Origin of the sequence: Nesterenkonia aethiopica, from assembly GCF_039534665.1 — a bacterium.
Classification (GTDB): Bacteria; Actinomycetota; Actinomycetes; order Actinomycetales; family Micrococcaceae; genus Nesterenkonia; species Nesterenkonia aethiopica.
The window spans coordinates 43,449-63,948 of sequence record NZ_BAAAVT010000004.1; the positions used below are offsets into that span (position 1 = coordinate 43,449).

Annotated in this window: 14 protein-coding genes and 1 tRNA gene; 12 read left to right on the top strand and 3 right to left on the bottom strand. The window is 70.1% G+C overall.

The annotated features are described in order from the left end of the window. The first annotated feature begins 11 nt into the window (after window positions 1–11). From galU to ABD658_RS03675, 7 genes are all read left to right on the top strand, one after another. The gene (gene galU, locus ABD658_RS03645; RefSeq protein ID WP_085437403.1) at window positions 12–920 is read left to right on the top strand and encodes a UTP--glucose-1-phosphate uridylyltransferase GalU; all 909 of its coding nucleotides are present in this window, start codon (window positions 12–14) and stop codon (window positions 918–920) included. 156 nt (window positions 921–1,076) lie between these two features. After that, window positions 1,077–1,640 carry a YceD family protein gene (locus ABD658_RS03650; RefSeq protein WP_344685413.1) on the top strand — a complete coding sequence of 188 codons (564 nt, stop codon included), beginning with the start codon at window positions 1,077–1,079 and terminating at the stop codon, window positions 1,638–1,640. A 73-nt stretch (window positions 1,641–1,713) separates the two neighbouring features. Beyond that, entirely contained in the window at window positions 1,714–1,917 is a 204-nt protein-coding gene (gene rpmF, locus ABD658_RS03655) for a 50S ribosomal protein L32 (RefSeq protein ID WP_070161041.1), read from the top strand. A gap of 68 nt (window positions 1,918–1,985) precedes the next feature. Beyond that, window positions 1,986–2,669 (top strand): ribonuclease III, encoded by a 684-nt coding sequence (gene rnc, locus ABD658_RS03660; protein ID WP_070161054.1) that lies wholly within the window; start codon window positions 1,986–1,988, stop codon window positions 2,667–2,669. Between the two features lie 19 nt (window positions 2,670–2,688). Then, on the top strand, window positions 2,689–3,747 hold the full coding sequence (gene mutM, locus ABD658_RS03665) for a bifunctional DNA-formamidopyrimidine glycosylase/DNA-(apurinic or apyrimidinic site) lyase (protein WP_344685417.1): 1,059 nt from the start codon (window positions 2,689–2,691) through the stop codon (window positions 3,745–3,747). A gap of 120 nt (window positions 3,748–3,867) precedes the next feature. Then, the gene (locus tag ABD658_RS03670) at window positions 3,868–5,136 is read left to right on the top strand and encodes an LCP family protein (RefSeq protein WP_344685419.1); all 1,269 of its coding nucleotides are present in this window, start codon (window positions 3,868–3,870) and stop codon (window positions 5,134–5,136) included. Further along, the gene (locus ABD658_RS03675) at window positions 5,133–7,334 is read left to right on the top strand and encodes a glycosyltransferase (protein WP_344685421.1); all 2,202 of its coding nucleotides are present in this window, start codon (window positions 5,133–5,135) and stop codon (window positions 7,332–7,334) included. The genes ABD658_RS03670 and ABD658_RS03675 overlap by 4 nt, the downstream gene beginning before the upstream one ends. Here the strand turns inward: ABD658_RS03675 and ABD658_RS03680 are convergent. Next, window positions 7,300–10,701 (bottom strand): glycosyltransferase, encoded by a 3,402-nt coding sequence (locus ABD658_RS03680; protein ID WP_344685423.1) that lies wholly within the window; start codon window positions 10,699–10,701, stop codon window positions 7,300–7,302. The two genes, ABD658_RS03675 and ABD658_RS03680, sit on opposite strands and share 35 nt — an antisense overlap. Before the next feature lie 110 nt (window positions 10,702–10,811). Between ABD658_RS03680 and ABD658_RS03685 the strand changes: the two genes are divergently transcribed. Both ABD658_RS03685 and ABD658_RS03690 read left to right on the top strand, forming a co-directional pair. Further along, window positions 10,812–10,885: transfer RNA gene (locus tag ABD658_RS03685), tRNA-Gly, on the top strand. 55 nt (window positions 10,886–10,940) lie between these two features. Then, on the top strand, window positions 10,941–12,173 hold the full coding sequence (locus tag ABD658_RS03690) for a glycosyltransferase family 4 protein (protein ID WP_344685426.1): 1,233 nt from the start codon (window positions 10,941–10,943) through the stop codon (window positions 12,171–12,173). A 19-nt stretch (window positions 12,174–12,192) separates the two neighbouring features. Here ABD658_RS03690 and putP read toward each other — a convergent pair whose 3' ends face one another. Both putP and ABD658_RS03700 read right to left on the bottom strand, forming a co-directional pair. Next, complete coding sequence (putP, locus tag ABD658_RS03695; protein ID WP_344685428.1) at window positions 12,193–13,737, bottom strand: sodium/proline symporter PutP; 1,545 nt, start codon at window positions 13,735–13,737, stop codon at window positions 12,193–12,195. A 69-nt stretch (window positions 13,738–13,806) separates the two neighbouring features. Beyond that, window positions 13,807–14,349: a hotdog fold thioesterase gene (locus tag ABD658_RS03700; protein ID WP_344685430.1), complete on the bottom strand. Its 543-nt coding sequence runs from the start codon at window positions 14,347–14,349 to the stop codon at window positions 13,807–13,809. A gap of 18 nt (window positions 14,350–14,367) precedes the next feature. Between ABD658_RS03700 and polA the strand changes: the two genes are divergently transcribed. From polA to rpsA, 3 genes are all read left to right on the top strand, one after another. Next, window positions 14,368–17,181 carry a DNA polymerase I gene (gene polA / locus ABD658_RS03705; protein ID WP_344685432.1) on the top strand — a complete coding sequence of 938 codons (2,814 nt, stop codon included), beginning with the start codon at window positions 14,368–14,370 and terminating at the stop codon, window positions 17,179–17,181. A gap of 89 nt (window positions 17,182–17,270) precedes the next feature. Further along, on the top strand, window positions 17,271–18,665 hold the full coding sequence (locus tag ABD658_RS03710; protein ID WP_344685434.1) for a GNAT family N-acetyltransferase: 1,395 nt from the start codon (window positions 17,271–17,273) through the stop codon (window positions 18,663–18,665). 286 nt (window positions 18,666–18,951) lie between these two features. Next, window positions 18,952–20,439, top strand: coding sequence for a 30S ribosomal protein S1 (gene rpsA, locus ABD658_RS03715; RefSeq protein ID WP_344685436.1), 1,488 nt, complete (start codon window positions 18,952–18,954; stop codon window positions 20,437–20,439). Window positions 20,440–20,500: the final 61 nt, after the last annotated feature.

The following is a 20,500-nucleotide window of genomic DNA, read 5'->3' on the forward strand; positions in this document are numbered from 1 at the left end:
CGAGGAGCACCATGAAGCCGATCACCAAGGCCGTCATCCCCGCGGCGGGTCTGGGGACCCGTTTCCTTCCGGCGACGAAGGCGATGCCCAAGGAGATGCTGCCGGTGGTCGATGAGCCGGCCATCCAGTACGTGGTGGCTGAAGCCTCTGCGGCGGGCCTGGACGACATCCTGATGATCACCGGGCGGAACAAGCGCTCGCTGGAGGACCATTTCGACCGGGTCCCCGCTTTGGAGGCGACATTGGAGGCCAAGGGTGACGAGGAGAAGCTCGCCGCCGTCCGGGAGGCCACCGAGCTGGGGGACATCCACTATCTGCGACAGGGCGACCCCAAGGGCCTCGGGCATGCGGTCCTGTGTGCCCGCCAGCACGTCGGCGAGGAGCCTTTCGCCGTCCTGCTGGGCGATGACCTGATCGACTCGCGTGATGAGCTCCTGACCACGATGCTGCAGACGCAGCGTGACCTGGGAGGGTCCGTGATCGCGGTGATGGAGGTCCCGCTCGAGGACATCAGCGCCTACGGTGTGGTCGACACCGGTGGGCGGGGGACCGGGCAGGCCGAGAACGGCGACACCGTGGTGCCGGTGACGCGGCTCGTGGAGAAGCCGCCGGCCGAGGAGGCGCCGTCGAACCTGGCGATCATCGGCCGCTATGTGCTTCATCCGGCGATCTTCGACCAGCTCGAGCAGACCCCTCCGGGGCGGGGCGACGAGATCCAGCTGACCGACGCCCTGGAGGCGATGGCGCAGCGGCCCGTCGAGGAGGGCGGCGGCGTCCACGCCGTCGTGTTCCGCGGACGTCGTTATGACACCGGGGACAAGCTCAGCTACATCAAGGCCGTGGTGACCCTCGCCGTGGACCGGGAGGACCTCGGCCAGGACCTGCGGGGCTGGCTCAAGGAGTTCGTGACCCAGCTGTGAGCGTCAGGGCGGTCGCCGAGCGGCCCAGGTGCTGACGGGTCGCGACACGCCTGGAAGGGCGCCGTCCCAGGATTCGTCAGCGGCGCATCGTGTGGGATAGACTGGCACGTCGGTCCACAGGATCGAAGTGTTCGTCGTCCTCAGGGAGTGTCCACCGTGGTTGCACCGCGCGGAAGCCACCTGGTGATCGATGTGAAGGAGCTCCGGGACAGGCCCGGCACCCAGCAGCATCTCACCAGGACCGTCGGCGTGCCCGCGGAGTTCTCCACAGTGCTGGTGGGATTCCGCCAGGGCGAAGACCTCGAACTGGACCTGCGGCTGGAGTCGGTGCACGAGGGTGTGCTGATGACCGGCACCGCCTCGGCACAGGTGGCCGGCCAATGCGGACGCTGCCTCGATGAGCTGGGCTACCCGCTCACCGTGGACGTCATGCAGCTGTTCACCTTTCCGGAAAGCGCCGCTCAGGCGTCCGGAGAGGCTGAGGACGAGGACGAACGCCTCATCGGCGACGACCTCACGATCGACCTGGAGCCGGTGCTGCGGGACCTGATGGTCTCGGCGCTGCCGTTCCAGCCGGTCTGCCGCGAGGAATGCCCCGGGCTGTGCTCCCAGTGCGGTTTCCGCATGGAGGACGACCCCGAGCATTTCCACGAGCAGATCGACCCCCGCTGGGCGGCCCTGGCCGACCTGCGGAACGGGCTGGACGAGCCCGAAGACTGACCGAGACTCCATCGGGGAGGGGCGAGCGTCCCTCCTGCTGACCTGACCGACACCGAGAGAGAAGAGAGACACCGTGGCTGTTCCGAAGCGGAAGAAGTCCCGTGCCAACACCCGTCACCGTCGTTCGCAGTGGAAGGCCCAGGCGCCGACGCTGGTCAAGACGGTCGAGAACGGTCGTGTCGTCTACAGCCAGCCGCACCAGGCCAAGCTCGTGACCGACTCGGCCGGCACCCCGCTGTTCTACGAGTACAAGGGTCGCAAGGTCGCCGACGCGTGACCTCGGCGGCTCCTTCCGACGGTCCCGTCGGAGCGGACGACCATGAATCACTGGTGAAGAGTCTCGGGGTGCACATCGCCCCCGAGACTCTTCGCTGTGCCCTGACGCACCGGTCCTACGCCTACGAGAACGACGGGATCCCCACGAACGAGCGCCTCGAGTTCCTGGGCGACTCGGTGCTGGGCTATGCCGTCACCGACTATCTGTTCCGGACGTATCCGGACCTCTCCGAAGGTGACCTGGCCAAGCTGCGCTCTGCGCTGGTGAGCACCCGGGCGCTGGCGCGCATCGCCCGAGGCCACGACGTCGGCCCGCACATCAGTCTCGGAACCGGCGAGCTGCGGACCGGGGGACAGGACAAGGACTCCATCCTCGCGGACACCATGGAGGCGCTCATCGGAGCCGCCTACCTCTCGACCTCCTTCGAGACCGCGCGGCGCCTCGTGCTGCGACTGGTGGTGCCGCTGCTCTCCGACGCCCAGGCCATGAGCGCCGGCAAGGACTGGAAGACCACCATCCAGGAGATCTCGGCGCAGCGTGACTTGGGCGAGGTCCGCTACGTGATCGAGGATTCCGGCCCCGACCATGACAAGACGTTCACAGCCACGCTGACCATCGGCGGCGAGTCGTATGCCTCCGGCACCGGCAAGTCCAAGAAGGAGGCCGAGCGGGAGGCCGCCCGCCTGACCGCTTCGACGCTGTCCACCGGCTCCGACGGCGACGACGTGCTGCGCGCCGTCCTGGACCGCTGACCCTTCGGACCCGAACGCCATGCCGGAGCTTCCTGAGGTCGAGGTCGTCCGACGCGGGATCGCCGACTGGGCGACCGGCCGGGTGATCACCGCCGTCGACGTCCACGACGAGCGCAGCCTCCGACGGCACGAGCCGCGGATCCCCGCAGGACCGGAGTCCGCAGTCGGCACACCGCCTCCCCTCGGAGAGGATTTCCGTACCCGGCTCGTGGGGCGGTTGCTGGAGACTCCGCAGCGGCGCGGCAAGTACCTGTGGATCCCGCTCGGGCCGTTGCCGGCCGACGAGGGTCCCTCGACGTCGCAGGACGCCGCCTCCACGGCCACTGCCCGCCCTGCCGTCCCTGTGGCGGAGGAACAGCCCTCCGCGCTGCTGGTGCATCTGGGGATGAGCGGCCAGGTCCTTGTCGAGGACCGCGACGCTCCCGTGGAGAAGCACCTGAAGATCTCGTTGGACCTCAGCCCCCGTGCCGGGGCTCCCGAGCAGCTGCGCTTCGTGGACCAGCGGATCTTCGGCGGTATGCAGGTCAGCCCTCTCGTGCCGGCCGACCACTGGTCCGGAGCCGTCCCTGCTCCGATGGTCCACATCGCTCCGGACCCGTTCGAGGACCTGGTGTCCTCGGAGGGGCCGGCGGCGGAGGGGACCGCGGCAGAGAGGCTGTTCCGGGCATTCCGACGCCGGCGTTCCGGGCTCAAGCGCTCGCTGCTGGACCAGACGCTGATCTCCGGGATCGGCAACATCTACGCGGACGAGGCGCTCTGGAGAGCGCGGCTGCATTTCGCCCGGCGCACCGAGACCATCACCCGGGCTGAGGCTGGCCGTGTCCTGGCCGCCGCCCGCGAGGTCATGGAGGAGGCGCTGGCCGCCGGAGGGACGAGCTTCGATGCGCTCTACGTCAACGTCAACGGTGCCTCGGGCTACTTCGACCGGTCCCTGGCGGCCTACGGTCAGGAGGGCCGGCCCTGTCCCCGATGCGCTGGAACGCCCCGCGCGGGCGTGATCCGGCGCACAGCCTTCATGGGGCGATCCTCCTACTGGTGCCCCACATGCCAGCCCAGACCTCGGCGCGGACGCTGGTGACTCTCCTGCGGTCCGCTAGCATGGCTGGGATGGTCGCGGGGCGGCAGGTCGTTCCGCGGCTCTGCGGCGTGCGCACCGGCTCGCCGATCGTCCGATCGTTCCGCTCCGAGGGGAGGCCCCGTGGCCGACCATGACTCCGCCGCAGGGCGGCAGCCTCACCGGCCCCGCCGGGCCAAGCGGCTCAGCGAGACCGCTGCGTCGGCCGCCTCCGCATCCGAGGCTGCGCCGACCCGCCCGTCGGCCGACGCCTCGGACGAGAAGCGGACGCGACGACGCCGGCGCCGCCGGATCGCCGGCTGGTCGTTGGTCGCTGTGACCGCAGTGGTCGTCGTGGCGGTGGTCGCCGCCGGGCTCTATCTGCGTCAGCTGCAGACTGACTTCGACGAGAACCGCAACGTGCTGCAGATGGACCTGGAGGACGAGACCGCCGACCGCACCAACGACGGCGTGATCAACATGCTGCTGCTGGGTTCCGACAGCCGTGGCGAGGGCCTCGACCTGGCGGAGGTCAAGGGTGAGGACGGGGAACGCTCGGACACCATGATGTTCGTCCACATTCCGGCCGACCGCTCCGGGGTCTACGTCATGTCGATCGTTCGGGATCTCTGGGTGGACGTCCCCGGGCATGGAGAGGGCCGCATCAACTCGGCCCTCGACGCCGGGGGGTACGAGCTGGTGATCGACACCGTCGAGGAGCTGCTCGACACCCATATCGACCACATCGGGATCATCGACTTCGACGGCTTCGAGGAGCTGACCACCGCACTGGAGGGTGTCTACGTGGACAACCCGGTCGCGTTCTCCGCGGGCCAGCTCAACCCCTCCTTCTACCCGGAGGGCACCATCCGTCTCGAAGGGTCGGACGCGCTGCGCTATGTGCGCGAGCGCAAGTCGTTCCTCGAGGGCGACTTCATGCGCGTGCAGAACCAGCAGCGTGTGGTCCAGGCGATCGTCGACCGCTTCCTGAGTGCGGACACCCTGACCAGCCCGCAGCGGATCTCCGACGCCGTCAACAGCATCGTCCCGTACCTCTGGATGGACGAAGGGCTGGACTCCGGCACCGCGGTGGACTACGCGATCCAGCTGCGGGACCTGCGGTCCCAGGACATCCACATGTTCACCATCCCCACCGGCGAGCCGACCGTGACCTCCGGCGGAGCGCAGGTCCTGCTCAAGGATGAGGAGGCCCTCGAGCTGCTGAGCCGCTCGCTGCGCCAGGAGAACATGGACGGCTTCTTGGAGTACCTGGATTCCCAGGAGGAGCAGGACGCGCCCGAGGACCTCACGGTGGACCCGATGGAGGACCAGGAGCCGGGGCAGGGTGAGCTCACCGAGGAGGAGTCGGCGGAGGGCCTCGTCGAGGGTGGGGCGGAGGTCACTCAGCCGTGAGGCGCCTGCAGCTGCTCACCCATTCCTATTGGCCCGAATCCACGCCGCCGCAGCGACGCTGGCAGCGGCTCACCGCGTCCTTGGTGGAGGAGGGGTGGGACGTCGACGTCGTCACCCCCTCTCCGGACCCGCGGCTCACCCCGGATCGCGGCCCGGCAGGGGAGCCGCCCCGGTCGGCCGCGTCGGGCCCGGCCGGGGAGCGGGTCCTGCGGCTCCCACGCGTCCTGCTGCCGAACTCGCGGATGGGGAGGTTCGCCTCCGACGCCGTCGCCTCATTGCTGATGGCACCGCGGGCGCTGATGGCGCGCCGCCCCGACGTCGTCGTGGCCACGGTGCCCGCCCTGCCGGTGATCTGTGCGGGCTGGGCGGCGGCACGCCTGCGGGGCGTGCCGCTGGTGGTGGACATGCGGGATGCGTGGCCGGAGCTGGCCCGCGAGGCCGGTGTCCGCGCCGGGCCTGCCGGACGACTGATGGAGGCTGTGGTCACCGGGGTGCAGCGCGACGCGGACCTGGTGGTCACGGTGACGCAGGGCTTCGCCCGACGCCTGGCAGAGCGGGGCGTGGAGCGGGTGGCCACGGTCAGCAACGGTGTGGATCTCGACGGCGTCCCGTCTCTGGAGCACCGTGAGCGGGAGCCCGGCAGCCTGCGGGTCGCCTACCTGGGCAATCATGGAGAGAGCCAGGCCCTGGAGTCCGTGATCGACGCCGTCCGCGCGGTGCACGCCGCTGGAGAGGTCACGGTGACGCTGCGCCTCATCGGCTCCGGGACCCAGAAGCCGCGGCTGCAGGAGCGGGCCGGCGACTGCCCGGCCATCGAATTCCATGATCCCTGCCACGGCGAGGCCGTGTGGGAGCACTGCCGCTGGGCGGACACGCTGCTGGTGAGCCTGCGCACCGACTGGGCCTCCTTCGCCTGGACGGTGCCTTCGAAGACCTTCGAGCTGCTCGGTCTCGGCAAGCACATCACCGCCGCGGTGACCGGGGAGGCCGCCGAGATCCTGCGGCAGGCAGACAACGTCACGGTGCTCGATGACGCGGTGCTCGATGACGCGGTGCTCGACGGCGCCGACGCCGACGCCGGCTCCTGCCCTCGGACCGCTGATCGCGCCGACCGGCTGGCGGCGACCTTCACGGACCTGGCCCGGGACCCGGCCTCCACCCCGATCTCCCGGAGCGGGCGTCGCTGGGTGGCCCAGCACGCGGATCTGCCCGGCCTCGGTCGCCGCTACGCCGGACTGCTCGCCGACCTCGTCGGAGACACCGCCGAGACGGTCGACCCGCGAGCTCGCAGCGCGCGCGGCCCGATCGACTGGGACCGGCTGTGGATCTGTGTGTGCACCTATCGGCGCAACGATCTGCTGGCCGAGCTCCTGACGTCCCTGCAGGCCCAGCGGGCGCCGCAGAGGCCGCATCTGCTGGTGGTGGACAACGATCCGGACGGCGGCTCCGAGGAGACGGTCCGGCGCCTCTGGCCCGGGGCCAGGTGGGTGCACCAGCCACGTCCCGGGATCGCGGCGGCGCGCAATGCGGCTCTCGACGCGCTGCCGGACGATGCGGATGCCGTCGTGTTCCTCGACGACGACGAGCGGGCCCATCCGGACTGGCTCGCGGCGCTGGTGCGCACCGCAGATCGGTCAGGAGCGGACACGGTCTCCGGTCCGGTGCGCTCCGTGCTGCCGGCAGGTGCTCCCGCAGAGGCTGCCGGTGAGGGCTTCATCCGCCGCATCGATTTCCCCACCGGACCGTGGAGGTATCGACCTGCCACCAACAATGTGCTGGTCCGTGCGGACTGGTTCACCGGTGAACCGGCGTTCCGGTTCGACGAGGACTTCAACTTCAGCGGCGGGGAGGACTCCGAGCTCTTCGGTCGCCTTCAGGCCGCCGGCGCCACCAGCTGGTGGTGCGCCGAGGCCGTCGTGGAGGAGGACGTTCCCGCGGAGCGCGCCACCCGCGAGTGGATGCGCGCGCGCGGAGTGCGCGCCGGACATGTCCGGGCGAAGAAGGCCGTCAAGGCCGGGAAGTCGGCCGCCCGGATCACCGGCGAGGCCGTGGCCCGCATCGGGCTGGGCGCCGGCCGCGTGGCGCTGAGGCGTCTGCGGGGTCAGTCTGTGACCTATCAGGACAGCCTGTGGCTGCGCGAGGGAGTCGGGATGGTCCAGGCCGTCACCGGGCGCGCCCGCGAGGAGTACGCTCGCTGAGCTCCTCGGCCGTGTCCTGCGGAGCGACGGCGTGTGTCGCTGGGCGCTGGGGGGACGGATCCTGCGCTGCGGTGTCCTGTGTCTCCGTGTCCTGTGTCGCGGAGTTCCGGGCCGCGGGGTCCTGTGGCACGGACTTCCGCGCGGCCGGGCTCTGCAGGGCTCGGTCCACGGCATCTTCGGCGGCCATCACCGACTCCCACGGTCCGTCGGCGGCCTCGAGCCTGCGCTGGTCCTCCCGAAGGTCGGCCATCATGGCGAGCTGCGCCGTCGGCTCCGGCTTGATCGTGCGCCGGTAGACTGCGCCGAGGGCACGCCCGGGCGGGGAGCCTTTGAAGGAGCCGACCTTCGCGGAGGCCTCTGCGCGCAGACGGTCCCGGGCCGCGCCGAGCGCCGGGCGCAGCGCCGCCGGGGCTGGGAGACGCCCCCGGAGGACCTGCTGCGGGTTGGCCAGCCCGAAGAAGCGCAGCGCCTTGGGGGAGCGCCACCGGTGGGACCAGGGATCGGGGACGTACTCCATGATGATCTGGCGCAGGATCTCTTCGGCCTCGCGGCGATGCACCGGGGCGACACGCGTCAGCTTCCACAGGTACCAGGTGACCAGGAAGTGCTCGAACCGGGTCTCCAGGTAGTCCTGCATGAGGCCGGTCTCGCGCAGCCAAGCCGCGCGCGCGGCCTCCAGGATCTGATACTTCCGGAAATACTTGGGAGTCACCACATTGACGATCGAAGTGTCCACGGCGCCGTAGTACACGTAGACCGGGTCCGGCACCGCCACGTAGGCCTTGGTGTGGTGCAGCATCTGCTGGAAGAAGAAGGTGTCTTGGCCGGTGGCGCCCACCGGCTGGGTGAGGCCCAGACTCTTGAGCCAGTACGTCCGGGCCACCAGTCCTTCGATGCTGGCGGGCCGGAACTTCACCGCCCGCAGGGACCCCGCCTCGGGGCGGCGAAGACCGTCGACCTCGGGGATGCCGGCGTTGAGCCACCGGTGCACGTCCAGCACGGTGCGTCGGTGGGTCCAGGTGATCTGGGTGCCGAGGGCGAAGTCGGCCTCCTCGGCCTCGTGGAGGCGCTCCATGAGGTGGATGTAGCCGTCTTCGTGCTGCTCGTCGTCGGGATCCAGGTAGGTCACGAACGGCGTGAACGTCAGCTCCAGCCCGGTGTTGCGGGGCCGGGAGGCGGAGCCGGATCCGCCGGGAGCGTGATGGAACGCGGAGACGTTCGGGTAGGTGCGGGCCAGTTCGTCGACCACCGCCGCGGTGGTGCCGTCGGTGGACCCGTCGTCGATGAGCAGCACATGCATCTGCTCGAAGGAGGCCGATCGCCGCAGCGAGGCGAAGGCCTTGTGCCGCAGATGGTGTCCGTTGTTGTAGATGGGCACGATGACCGCCAGCTGCAGGGCATGCTCCTCGGCCGTGCTGCGGAACATCCGCCGGGCCGCCGCCAGACTGTCGCCCTCGGGCGTCCGCTCCTTGAGCGCCGGCTCCTCGTCCGAGGCTGAGACCTCCAGGGGGTGGAGTCGATCTGCCTGGCGCCTGTCCGTCCGGGGCTGGACGGTCGACTGCGGATGGACCCGATGCTGAAGGTGGTCGAGCGCGTAGGCACGTTCGTCCTGCAGGGCGGAGGCCAGCTGCTGGGGCCCGGTCAGAGCTCGGCGGGACAGCGATCCCTCCGCGATGCGGTCCGCGGGGCGATGCACGGCTGCGAGTTCGAGCGCGCCGGCCTGCCCACCCAGCAGGTCGAAGCGGTGGTGGCGGTGGGCGAGAGGATCGGTGGAGGCGGCATCGCCGTCGAGCTTGACGGTCAGGCCCGCAGACTGGAATCTCAGCGCGGCGGTGTGGTCGGCCACGTACTCGGGGTCGTAGCGTCGGGCGGGGGAGACCGGCAGCAGGATCTCGGCCTCGGCGGCCCGCTGCGGGAGCTCCTCCCAGCTGACCACGTCGACCGCGCCGCGGCTCTGAGTCGCGAAGTCCGTGCGCAGCTGCTCGGTGGGGGCTTCGGCCACCGCGAGCACCCGTTCACCGGGCAGCTCCACAGTGAGGCCGACGATGCGGGCCAGCCGCGCCAGCAGGTCAGCGCCGTGGTTCTCGAGGAACACCTGGCGGACGCCGTCCCCCTGCGCCCGGCGGAGGGTCTCCAGGTCCAGGTCCCGCAGCGAGGCCGCCACCTCCGTCGCGGAGTTCGCGATGCGCACCTGCGGATGGTAGGAGTTCAGACCCTGATTGTAGGTCGAGAGGACCAGGGTGCTCGCCGCCTGGAGCTCGAGCGCCCGGTTGGCGAACATGGTCTGGCTGGCCAGCACGGAGTTCAGATTGATCGCGACGTCGGTGACCCTCTGCAGATCCATGAGTCGGCGATGGTCGATCGCGGGCACGCGGTAGGGCCAGTACTCATAGGGGAGGAGCTGGTTGGGGGTCGGCACCTCGACGTCGTGATAGCGGTCCACCACGGCCAGCGGACGACCGGCCTGGAGCACGCCGTCGAAGATCCAGCGCGCGTAGGCGGCCCGCTCCGGGTACTTCCGGCCCATCCAGGAGCCGGCGAACAGGACCGGGCGGCGGGCCGAGGACCAGTTCGGTTCCCCCGCGGCGGGCCGGGATCCGAGGGGGGAGTGCAGCAGCGGGTTGACCGCGAAGGGCATCACCTCGATGCTGCGCGCCCCGGGGCAGTCGTGCTGGTAGGACTCGACCATCTCGGCGGCCGTGGTGAGGATGTGCTCACAGGCGCGGGCGACGTCGAGGAACTGCCGGTAGTCCGGCGGATCCTCCTTGCCGTAGTAGACGGTGGGCACACCGGCTCGGCGGTAGGCCGGGATGAGGGTCTCGGTGAGCAGTCGGCGCCGTCTGCGCGCCTGCGCACCCGTCACGTCCCAGGAGCTGCCGTCATGGCCGCGCCAGGTGGCCGCCACCAGGAGCACGTCCACGTCATGCAGGTGACGCCGCCACGTGGTGGGAGTCAGCGGGATGAGCTCGGCGATCCCTGAGAAGGTGTCGAACAGAAACCGGTCACAGATGATGCCGATCCTCAGTCGGAGCCGCGGCCGGGTGGCGCCCTCCTCCGGCGAGGGCAGGGCGGCGGCCGCCTCGAGAGCCTCCTCGATGGCGCGGCGAGCCGTGGCGCGGGACTGGGCCGACTCGGTGATCGGCGTGTCGGCAGGGTCCTGCTCGGCGGCACGGGCACGCATGGCCGAGGCCCGGCGGCCATGGGCCTGGGCCAGCGGGGCCCAGATCTCAGGGCGACGGGTGCGCGCCAAGGCGGCGGCGGCGTCGTCATGCGCGGAGGCGGCGGTGATCAGGCTCGCCGAGGTGGAATCCTCGGGAGGCTGCTCCGTCGGATGCTGCTCCTCGGGGCGGGGAAGCTCTGAACTCATCACTGTCGAGGGTATCCCGACACGCGCCGGGATCGGTGGCGGCGCGTCGGTTTTGGCCTCAGCGGAGCGCATTGCTAAGCTGGGTGATCGTTGCGACGACGGTCGCGAACGGGGATGTAGCTTAATGGTAAAGCTTCGGTCTTCCAAACCGACGACGCGGGTTCGATTCCCGTCATCCCCTCCAACTCTGCTCTGAGGTTCCCTCGAGTTCCCCTCTCGGTCTCCAACGAGGAGCGTGCATGCGAGTCCCCGGTCGTCGAACGTCGCGGGAGCAGGATTCGCCGCCGAAGGTCTTCCTCGTCGTCCAGCCGACCGTCTCGCACTACCGGGAACCGCTGCTGCGCCGTCTGCTCGCCAGCACCCGCCTCGATGTCGACCTCGTGGGACGGTACCGCAACTCCGAGGGCACGGCGGCCGACCGTATCCAGTCCGCCTCGGAGGAGCTGCTGGCTCAGGTCACCCCGCTGCGCTTCCTCTCCTGGGGCGAGCTGTGGTGGGAACGCGGCCAGGTGCGGGACGTGCTCTCCGGCCGGCACGACGTCTACGTCCTGGCGGGACGGATCTATACGCTCTCGGCCTGGGCCGCGATGCTCGCCGGCAGGCTCACCGGGCGGACGGTGCTGCTGTGGGGGCACGGCTGGAAGCGTCCCGAAGCCGGGCTGAAACGTCGGCTGCGTCTGGCCTTCTACGCGCTGTGCGACGGTCTGCTGGTCTACGGCGACCGGGCCCGCGAGCTGGGCGTCTCCTACGGGGTCCCCGCGGAGAAGATCGCCGTGGTCTACAACAGCATCTACGCGGAGGACCAGATCGCCGCTGCACCTGCTGACGCCGACCCGCACGCCGCCGACCAGCAGGACGCCGACCCGCAGGACGCCGCCGGCGCGCCGGAGGCGCCGCGCCGGCCCACTCTGATCTACAGCTCCCGACTCACCACCCGGCACCGCCTGGACACGCTGGCCGAGGCCTTGGAGCTCATGCCCGCCGCGGCGCGTCCTCGTGTCTTAGTGGTCGGAGACGGCGTCGAGCGTCCCCGCCTGGAGCGACGATTCGTCGAGGCCGGCGTCGACGCGGAGTTCCTGGGTGCGGTCTACGACCTGCCCACGCTGCGTCAGCTCTACGCACGCGCCGACGCCGCGGTGTCCATCGGCGGCGCGGGCCTCAACGTCACCCAGGCGCTCAGCCTGGGCGTGCCCGTGGTGGCGGAGGACGGCAACCCGGACTCGTCTCCGGAGATCGAAGCGGTCATCGACGGCGAGACCGGACGGCTCTACCGCAGCGGAGATCCGGAGTCGTTGCGGCAGGTCCTGCAGGAGCTCGTCGATGACCCCGCCGGTCTGCGGCGCATGGGTGCCCGAGGACTCGAGATCATCCGGGACCGGTACACCGCGGAGCGCCACGCGGAGGCGATGGAGGCGGCGATCCTGGCCTTCCTGGACGCCCGCCGGGCGCCCAGGAAGGCCGGCAGCCGCTGAGCGGCCACGGCGGGCGGGATCAGCGTGCCGCCGTGCGGGCCCCGGAGGCCTCCAGCATCGCGTCGAACTCGGCTGCGACCTCAGCGGCGGCGTCGTCCTCACGCCAGGTGATCCGGGAGACGACCCAAGCGGCCAGCGTGGCCAGCACGAAGCCGGGGACGATCTCGTAGAGGAACCCGGACAGCGCGTCGACGTTGCCCCAGATGCCCACGGTGACCGCCCCGGTGATCATCGCGGCCAGCGCACCGGCCATGGTCAGGCGGCGCCAGTACAGGCTCAGCAGGATGACCGGCCCGAAGGCGGCGCCGAAGCCCGCCCAGGCGAAACCGACCAGATCCAGGATCGTAGAGTCGGTGTCCAGGGCCAGCAGCGTGGCGACGATCGCGACCGACAGGACCGCGCCGCGGCCCAGCATCAGTTGCTGGCCTCTGCTGGTGGTGCGGCCGAACGACAGGTAGATGTCCTCCACCAGGGCGGAGGAGCAGACCACCAGCTGGGATGAGATCGTGGACATCACGGCCGCCAGCACCGCGGCGAGCAGCAGCGCGGCGACGAACGGATGGAACAGCGCCTGCGAGAGCAGCAGGAAGACCTGCTCCTCCCGGCCGTCCTGGGTCAGGTCCACGCCTTCACCGTGGAAGTAGGCGATGCCCACCAGTCCGGTGAAGATGGCCCCCGCGCCGGCCAGGGCCATCCAGCCGATGCCGATGCGGCGGGCCGCCGGAGCGTCGGCGGCCGAGCGCATGGCCATGAAGCGGACGATGATGTGCGGCTGGCCGAAGTACCCCAGACCCCAGGCGGCCGCGGAGATGATGCCCAGGGCGGAGGCGCCCGCCAGGAAGCTCATCCGGTCCACCTCGGCGCCGGCCGCGGTGGCCTGCACGGCGTCCGCCGCCGAGACGCCGGAGCCCACATCGCCGACGCCGCCGAGGACCACCACGGCGAACAGCGGCACCAGCAGCAGGCCCAGGAACATCATCGTCCCCTGGACCACATCCGTCAGTGAGGCGCCGAGGAAGCCGCCCACCAACGTGTAGACGACCGTGACGCCGGCGACGATGAGCATGCCCTGCAGGTAGTCCAGCCCGAAGGCCACGGTGAAGAACTGTCCGCCGGCGACCAGACCGGAGGACACATAGAAGATGAAGAACGCCAGGATGATGAGCCCGGCGATGATCCGCAGCGCGTGGTTGCCGGTGCGGAAGCGGGCCTCCAGGAAGCTGGGGATCGTGATGGAGTTGCTGGCGACCTCCGTGTAGGCGCGCAGGCGCGGTGCCACGAACTTCCAGTTCAGCCAGGCACCGATGGTGAGCCCGATGGCGATCCACGCCTCGACGAGCCCGCGGGCATAGATGGCGCCGGGAAGCCCCATCATGAGCCAGCCGGACATGTCGGAGGCACCGGCGGACAGCGCGGCCGTGGAGGGCCGGAGGTTCCGCCCGGCGAGCATGTAGTCGGTGAGGTCCGTGGTGCGGCGGTACGCGTAGTACCCGATGGCGACCATGCACGCGAAGTACAGGATCACCGCCACGAGCTGGACTGTGGTGTTCGCGGTCTCGATCATAGGGGCGAGTATCCCACCCGGTGACCTGTCTCACCGAACAGCGCCGCGCGGGCGGAGACGCGGCGCCGATCAGTCCCGCCGCGTGAGGATGATGTTCGTCATCCGGGCCGTGGACAGCCGCCGACCCTGCTCATCCCGCATGACGATCTCATGCGAGGTCAGCGTGCGCCCCAGGGTGATGGGAGTGCACGTCCCGGTCACCACGCCGTCGGTGACCGCCCGGTGGTGGGTGGCGCCCAGCTCGGTGCCCACCACCGCGTTCGGCAGGCCCAGGGTGAGCCGCACATGCAGGATCGCCGCCAGAGACCCCAGCGTCTCGGCGAGGACCATGTGAGCCCCACCGTGGAAGAGCCCCATGTTCTGCTCGTTGCCGGCCACCGGCAGCGTGGCGACCACCCTCTCCGGGGTCATCTCCTCGAAGTGCAGCCCCATCTTCCGGCCCAGCGGGGCGACCCCGTGGGGTCCCATCAGACCGTGCAGGTGCTCCGGGACTCCGGCGGCCTGCAGGAGGGCGGTCCGCTCGGCCTCATCGGGCAGGCGGCTGGGGACGGGGGCCATGTGCGTCTCGGCGCTGCCGGCAGGTGCGGCGCCGGCGGTGAAATCTCCACTCATGCCCACTAGAGTTGCACTGTGAGCCCGAAGAGTGAAGCCAGCCCCCAGCCGTCCTCAGCCGCCGCCGCCGACGCCGGGGGTGAGAAGCTCCTCGTCATCGACGGTCATTCCATGGCCTTCCGGGCTTTCTACGCCCTGCCGCCGGAGAGCTTCATCACCGACTCCGGGCAGTACACCAACGCAGTCCACGGCTTCACCAACATGCTGCTCAAGCTCATCCGCGAGGAGCAGCCCACGCATGTCGCCCTGGCCTTCGACCTGGACACCCCGACGTTCCGGCACGAGTCCTATGACGAATACAAGGGCGGGCGGGACAAGACCCCCGAAGAGTTCCGTGGCCAGATCGCGCTCATCAAGCAGGTCGCCGCCGCGATGAACATCCCCGCGGTCACCGTGGAGGGCTACGAGGCCGATGACATCGTCGCCACCTACACGACCCTGGCGGAGGCGGCCGGCTGGGAGACGCTCATCGTCTCCGGCGACCGCGACGCCCTGCAGCTCGTCACTGACCGCACCACCCTGATGTACCCCACCTCCGGCCTGTCCAAGGTCACGCTGCTCGACCCCGCCGGTGTGGAGGCCAAGTACCTGGTCCCTCCGGAGAAGTATCCCGACCTCGCGGCGCTGGTGGGCGAGACGGCCGACAACCTCCCGGGCGTGCCGAAGGTCGGCCCCAAGACCGCCGCCAAGTGGCTGGCCCAGTACGGCTCGACCCGCGAGATCATCACCCAGGCCGACCAGATCGGCGGCAAGGTCGGCGAGAACCTCCGCGCCGCCGTCGCCGACGTCGAACGCAACCTCGAGCTGAACCGGCTCGTCTGCGACCTGGACCTGCCCGTGGCCCTCGAGGACACCGCGCTGACGCTTCCCGACCGTGAGGCGATCGAGCCCCTGTTCGACGCCCTGCAGTTCAACCAGATCCGCGAGAGGCTCTTCGAGACCTTCGCCCAGCGGTTCCCGGACGCGGAGGTCGCCGCCGAACCGACGGAGGCGCTGCCCGCACTGCGCCTGATCACCGACGCCGAGGAGCTGACCGGTGCCCTGGAGGCATCCCAGGGCCCGATCGCGGTCGCCCTGTGCCTGGACCGCAGCGGCGAGAGCCTGTCCACCAAGGCCAAGCGGGACGAGGCTGCCCGCGTGGCGGAGGCTCTCGCCGTCGTCCTCGTCCCCGAGGGGCCCGAGGAGGCGCTCGCGGTCTCTCTGGCCGAGGCGGACGCCGCACTGGAGGGTGCGCTGGCGGACTGGCTCGCCGATGCCGAGCGGCCCAAGCTGATGCATGACCTCAAGGACGCCGGCCGTCGGCTGGCCCGCAGGGGTCTGCGGCTGGCGGGGGCCGTGGAGGACACGCTCATCTCCGGGTACCTGATCCAGCCGGACCGTCGGAGCTTCGCCTTCGCGGATCTCGTGACCCAGTACCTCGGCACCTCCACCGAGCCGAAGGACTTCATCGGCGGCGCTGAGGACGACGGCGGAGCTCCCGACCTGTTCTCCGCGCAGGACGTCGTGCCCGGCGTGAACCGCAGCGACCTCGACACGGCCGCCCTGCACGGGATGCTCCTGCACCGACTCAGCGCGGTGCTGCGGGAGCAGGTCGCCGGACGGGAGGCGACCACGCTGCTGCAGGACCTGGAGATCCCGCTGGCGGAGGTGCTGCTGCAGATGGAGCTCACCGGCATCGCTGTGAGCCGGGACCGCCTCGAGAAGCTCGACACCGACTTCGCCGCCTCCATCGGCGCCTCCGCGGAGGCCGCCTACGCCGTGGTGGGGCATGAGGTGAATCTGGGCTCGCCCAAGCAGCTGCAGACTGTGCTGTTCGAGGAGCTGGGCCTGCCGACCACGCGCAAGACCAAGACCGGCTACTCCACCGACGTCGAGTCCCTGCAGGACCTGCTGGTCAAGACTGAGAACGAGTTCCTCGTCCACCTGATGGCTCACCGGGACGCCACCAAGCTGCGGCAGACGGTCACCGGGCTGCAGGGCTCCATCGATGACGACGGGCGCATCCGCACCACCTATGCTCAGACGGTCGCGGCCACCGGGCGGCTGTCCTCCCTGCATCCGAATCTGCAGAACATCCCGGTGCGCACCGCCGCCGGTCGGCGCATCCGGGACGCCTTCGTCGTGGGCGAGGGGTACGAGGCCCTGATGACGGCCGACTACTCGCAGATCGAGATGCGCATCATGGCTCACCTCTCCGGGGATCAGGCGCTCATCGACGCCTTCCGCGCCGGCGAGGACCTGCACAGCTTCGTGGGCGCGCGAGTCTTCGGCGTCGGCACCGAGGAGGTCACCGCGGAGATGCGCTCCAAGGTGAAGGCGATGAGCTACGGCCTGGTCTACGGCCTCTCCAGCTTCGGTCTGTCGAAGCAGCTCGGCATCGGAGTGGATGAGGCGCGGGATCTGATGAACGAGTACTTCCAGCGCTTCGGGGCGGTGCGCGACTATCTGCGTGAAGTGGTCGAGCAGGCCCGCGCGGACGGCTACACCTCGACGCTCTACGGACGCCGCCGGTACCTGCCTGACCTGACCAGCGACAATCGGCAGCTGCGCCAGATGGCCGAGCGTGCGGCGCTCAACGCCCCCATCCAGGGATCCGCCGCGGACATCATCAAGCGCGCCATGCTCGATGTGGACGCCGCCCTGCGCGCGGAAGGTCTTGCCTCCCGGATGCTGCTGCAGGTCCATGACGAACTCGTCCTCGAGATCGCCCCGGGGGAGCGGGAGGCTGTCGAGCGGCTGGTGGTGGAGCGCATGGGAGCCGCCGCGGAGCTCTCCGTGCCATTGGACGTCAACGTCGGGGTCGGCTCCTCGTGGCACGAGGCGGCGCACTGACGCCTGGCCACGACGTTCCCGGGGCATGCCGCTAGGCTGGGCCTGTGACCACCATGACTCCCCGCTCCTCAGCATCTGACACACCGGCTGTGCCTCGCCCGCCGGCCGTCGCCCCGCTCGCCGACGGTCTGCGCGTCGAGACGTTCCCGATCGAGCCCGACGCCTCGAGCGACGGACGCGCGGCCGCCTTCACCCGGAGCGTGGCCCAGGGGTTCTATGAGGGGTGGCTCTCCTCCGCCAACGTGGAGCGCTGGCAGGAGGCCTTCGTGGAGGACGGCCAAGTGCTCACCGGTGTGTACGTGGACCCCGGCCACGCCGCCCTCGAGCCCTGGGGCGGGGCCCTGGAGCGGCTCGGCCACGGGCCGGAGCATCCGGTGGGCACCTTCGTGGAGTGGGACAAGACCCTCAACCTCGGGGAGGAGCTCCTTCCGGCCCGCCTGATCTCCGGGGTGACCGTCAACCCGGGCTTCCGGCGTCGGGGGATCCTCAGCCACATGATGACCGCGCGGCTGGCCGCCGCGGTGGACGACGGACTGCCGGTGGCCGCGCTGACGGTCTCCGAGGGCGGCATCTACGGCCGATTCGGGTTCGGCGCCGCCACCCGGGAGCAGCGGATCCGGCTCAACACGACGCCCGCCGGTGACGGCTTCGCCCTGCGCTCCGCACCCACCGGCACGGTCCTGCCGGTGGACCCGACGCGGCTGGGCGATGTCCTCGCGGAGGTCTTCGCCGTCCAGCATGCCCGTGAGCGCGGCTCGGTGGGGCGCCACGCCGCCTACCGGAACTACGCCACAGCCCGGTGGAGCCGCGACGATGCCGCCTCCTGGGATCGGGCCGTGCGGGGCATCGTCCACGTGCGCGAGGACGGAGAGATCGGTGGCTGCGCCGTCTTCCGCTTCTCCGGCTGGGACAGCGAGCCGCCGACGATGGAGGTCATGGACATGGTCTCCCGGGACGCGACGAGTCGTGTCGAGCTGTGGCGCCACCTGGCGGAGATGGACCTGGTGCGTCGGGTGACCTTCTCCCGCGCTCCGCTCGAGGATCCGCTGTCCCATGCGCTGGTGAACCCCCGCGCCCGTGAGGTCGTCGGGGAGACCGATGTGCTGTGGGTCCGTGTCCTCGACGTCGCGCAGTGCCTGCAGGCTCGGGACTGGGGCGCGGACGGGCAGATGCTGCTGCAGGTCGAGGATCGGCTGGGCATCGTCGACGGCGCCTACCGCGTGGAGGTCCACGAGGGGTCGGCCCGGGTGGAGGCCCTTGTGGGGGAGCCGTCACCGTCGGATGTGGGGCACCGGCTGCCGGTGGTGACCCTCGATGCCGAGACGCTGGGCTCGCTGCTGCTCGGCGACGTCTCAGTGCGCGCCCTGCACGCCGTGGGTCGCCTCGCCGTGGACGGGGGAGCGACCGAGAAGCAGGAGCTGCTGGCCCGTCTGTCGGCCAGCTGGGACCTGCCCGCGGCGCCGCACTGCGCGACGCACTTCTGATCGGTCGGCTGCGGCCGCCGTCGGGGCGATCCGACCGTCTCTGGGTGCCGTCGCACGGCGGATCAGGACCCGGCCGCCGCCCGGTTGAACCCGATTGGCCGCGCAGTATAGACTGGGCGGGCGCGTTCTGCGCACAGAGTCGAATCAGACCTCTGACACTGATCCTGCTCGGCCCTGACGCCCTGTGGCGCCTGGGCCGGCAGTCTGTCATTCGTCCGTCGCTCAGTGCATGGAGAACCGTGCACTGACCAGTCCAGCACACAATCCATATCGGAGCCCCTACTACATGACCACCACCGCAACCGCCCCGCAGGTCGCCATCAACGACATCGGCACTGCTGAGGAGTTCCTCGCCGCCGTCGACGAGACCATGAAGTACTTCAACGACGGCGACCTCGTGGAAGGCACCATCGTCAAGGTCGACCGTGACGAGGTCCTTCTCGACATCGGGTACAAGACCGAGGGCGTCATCCCGTCCCGCGAGCTGTCCATCAAGCACGATGTCGACCCGGACGAGGTCGTCGCCGTCGGCGACCAGGTGGAGGCTCTGGTCCTCACCAAGGAGGACAAGGAAGGGCGTCTGATCCTCTCCAAGAAGCGTGCGCAGTACGAGCGCGCCTGGGGCGACATCGAGCGCATCAAGGACGAGGACGGCGTCGTCTCCGGCACCGTCATCGAGGTCGTCAAGGGCGGCCTCATCCTCGACATCGGGCTGCGCGGCTTCCTGCCGGCCTCCCTGGTCGAGATGCGTCGCGTCCGCGACCTGGCCCCGTACATCGGTCAGGAGATCGAGGCCAAGATCATCGAGCTGGACAAGAACCGCAACAACGTGGTTCTGTCCCGCCGGGCGTGGCTGGAGCAGACCCAGTCCGAGGTCCGCTCCTCCTTCCTCAACAAGCTGGAGCGCGGCCAGGTCCGCACCGGCACCGTCTCCTCGATCGTCAACTTCGGTGCCTTCGTGGACCTGGGCGGCGTCGACGGTCTGGTGCACGTCTCCGAGCTCTCCTGGAAGCACATCGACCACCCGAACGAGGTCGTCGAGGTCGGCCAGGAGGTCACCGTCGAGGTCCTCGAGGTGGACATGGACCGCGAGCGTGTCTCGCTGTCCCTGAAGGCCACCCAGGAAGACCCGTGGCAGACCTTCGCCCGCACCCACGCCCTCGGCCAGATCGTGCCCGGCAAGGTCACCAAGCTGGTGCCCTTCGGCGCGTTCGTGCGCGTCGAGGACGGCATCGAGGGCCTGGTGCACATCTCCGAGCTCGCCGTGCGCCACGTGGACCTGGCGGAGCAGGTCGTGTCCGTCGGCGAGGAGCTCTTCGTCAAGGTCATCGACATCGACCTGGAGCGCCGCCGCATCAGCCTGTCGCTGAAGCAGGCCAACGAGGGCGTGGACCCCGAGGGCACCGAGTTCGACCCGGCGCTGTACGGCATGGACGCCGAGTACGACGACGAGGGCAACTACAAGTACCCCGAGGGCTTCGACCCGGAGACCAACGAGTGGATGGAGGGCTTCGAGGAGCAGCGCGCTGCCTGGGAGGCTCAGTACGCCGCCGCTCAGGAGCGCTGGGAGGCCCACAAGAAGCAGGTGGCCGCCGCCATCACCGCCGACGCCGAGGCCGTCGCCCAGGCATCTGTGGGCGGCAGCAGCAGCTCCAAGTCGTCGGAGCCGGCTCCGTCCAACTACTCCTCGGCTCAGCCGACCGAGGACGCGGGCACCCTGGCCTCTGACGAGGCGCTGGCCGCTCTGCGGGAGAAGCTGACCGGCAACGCCTGATCCGCACGGATCTGCTGAGTCGCTGAAGGGCCCGTCCCACCTCTGGTGGGGCGGGGCCTTC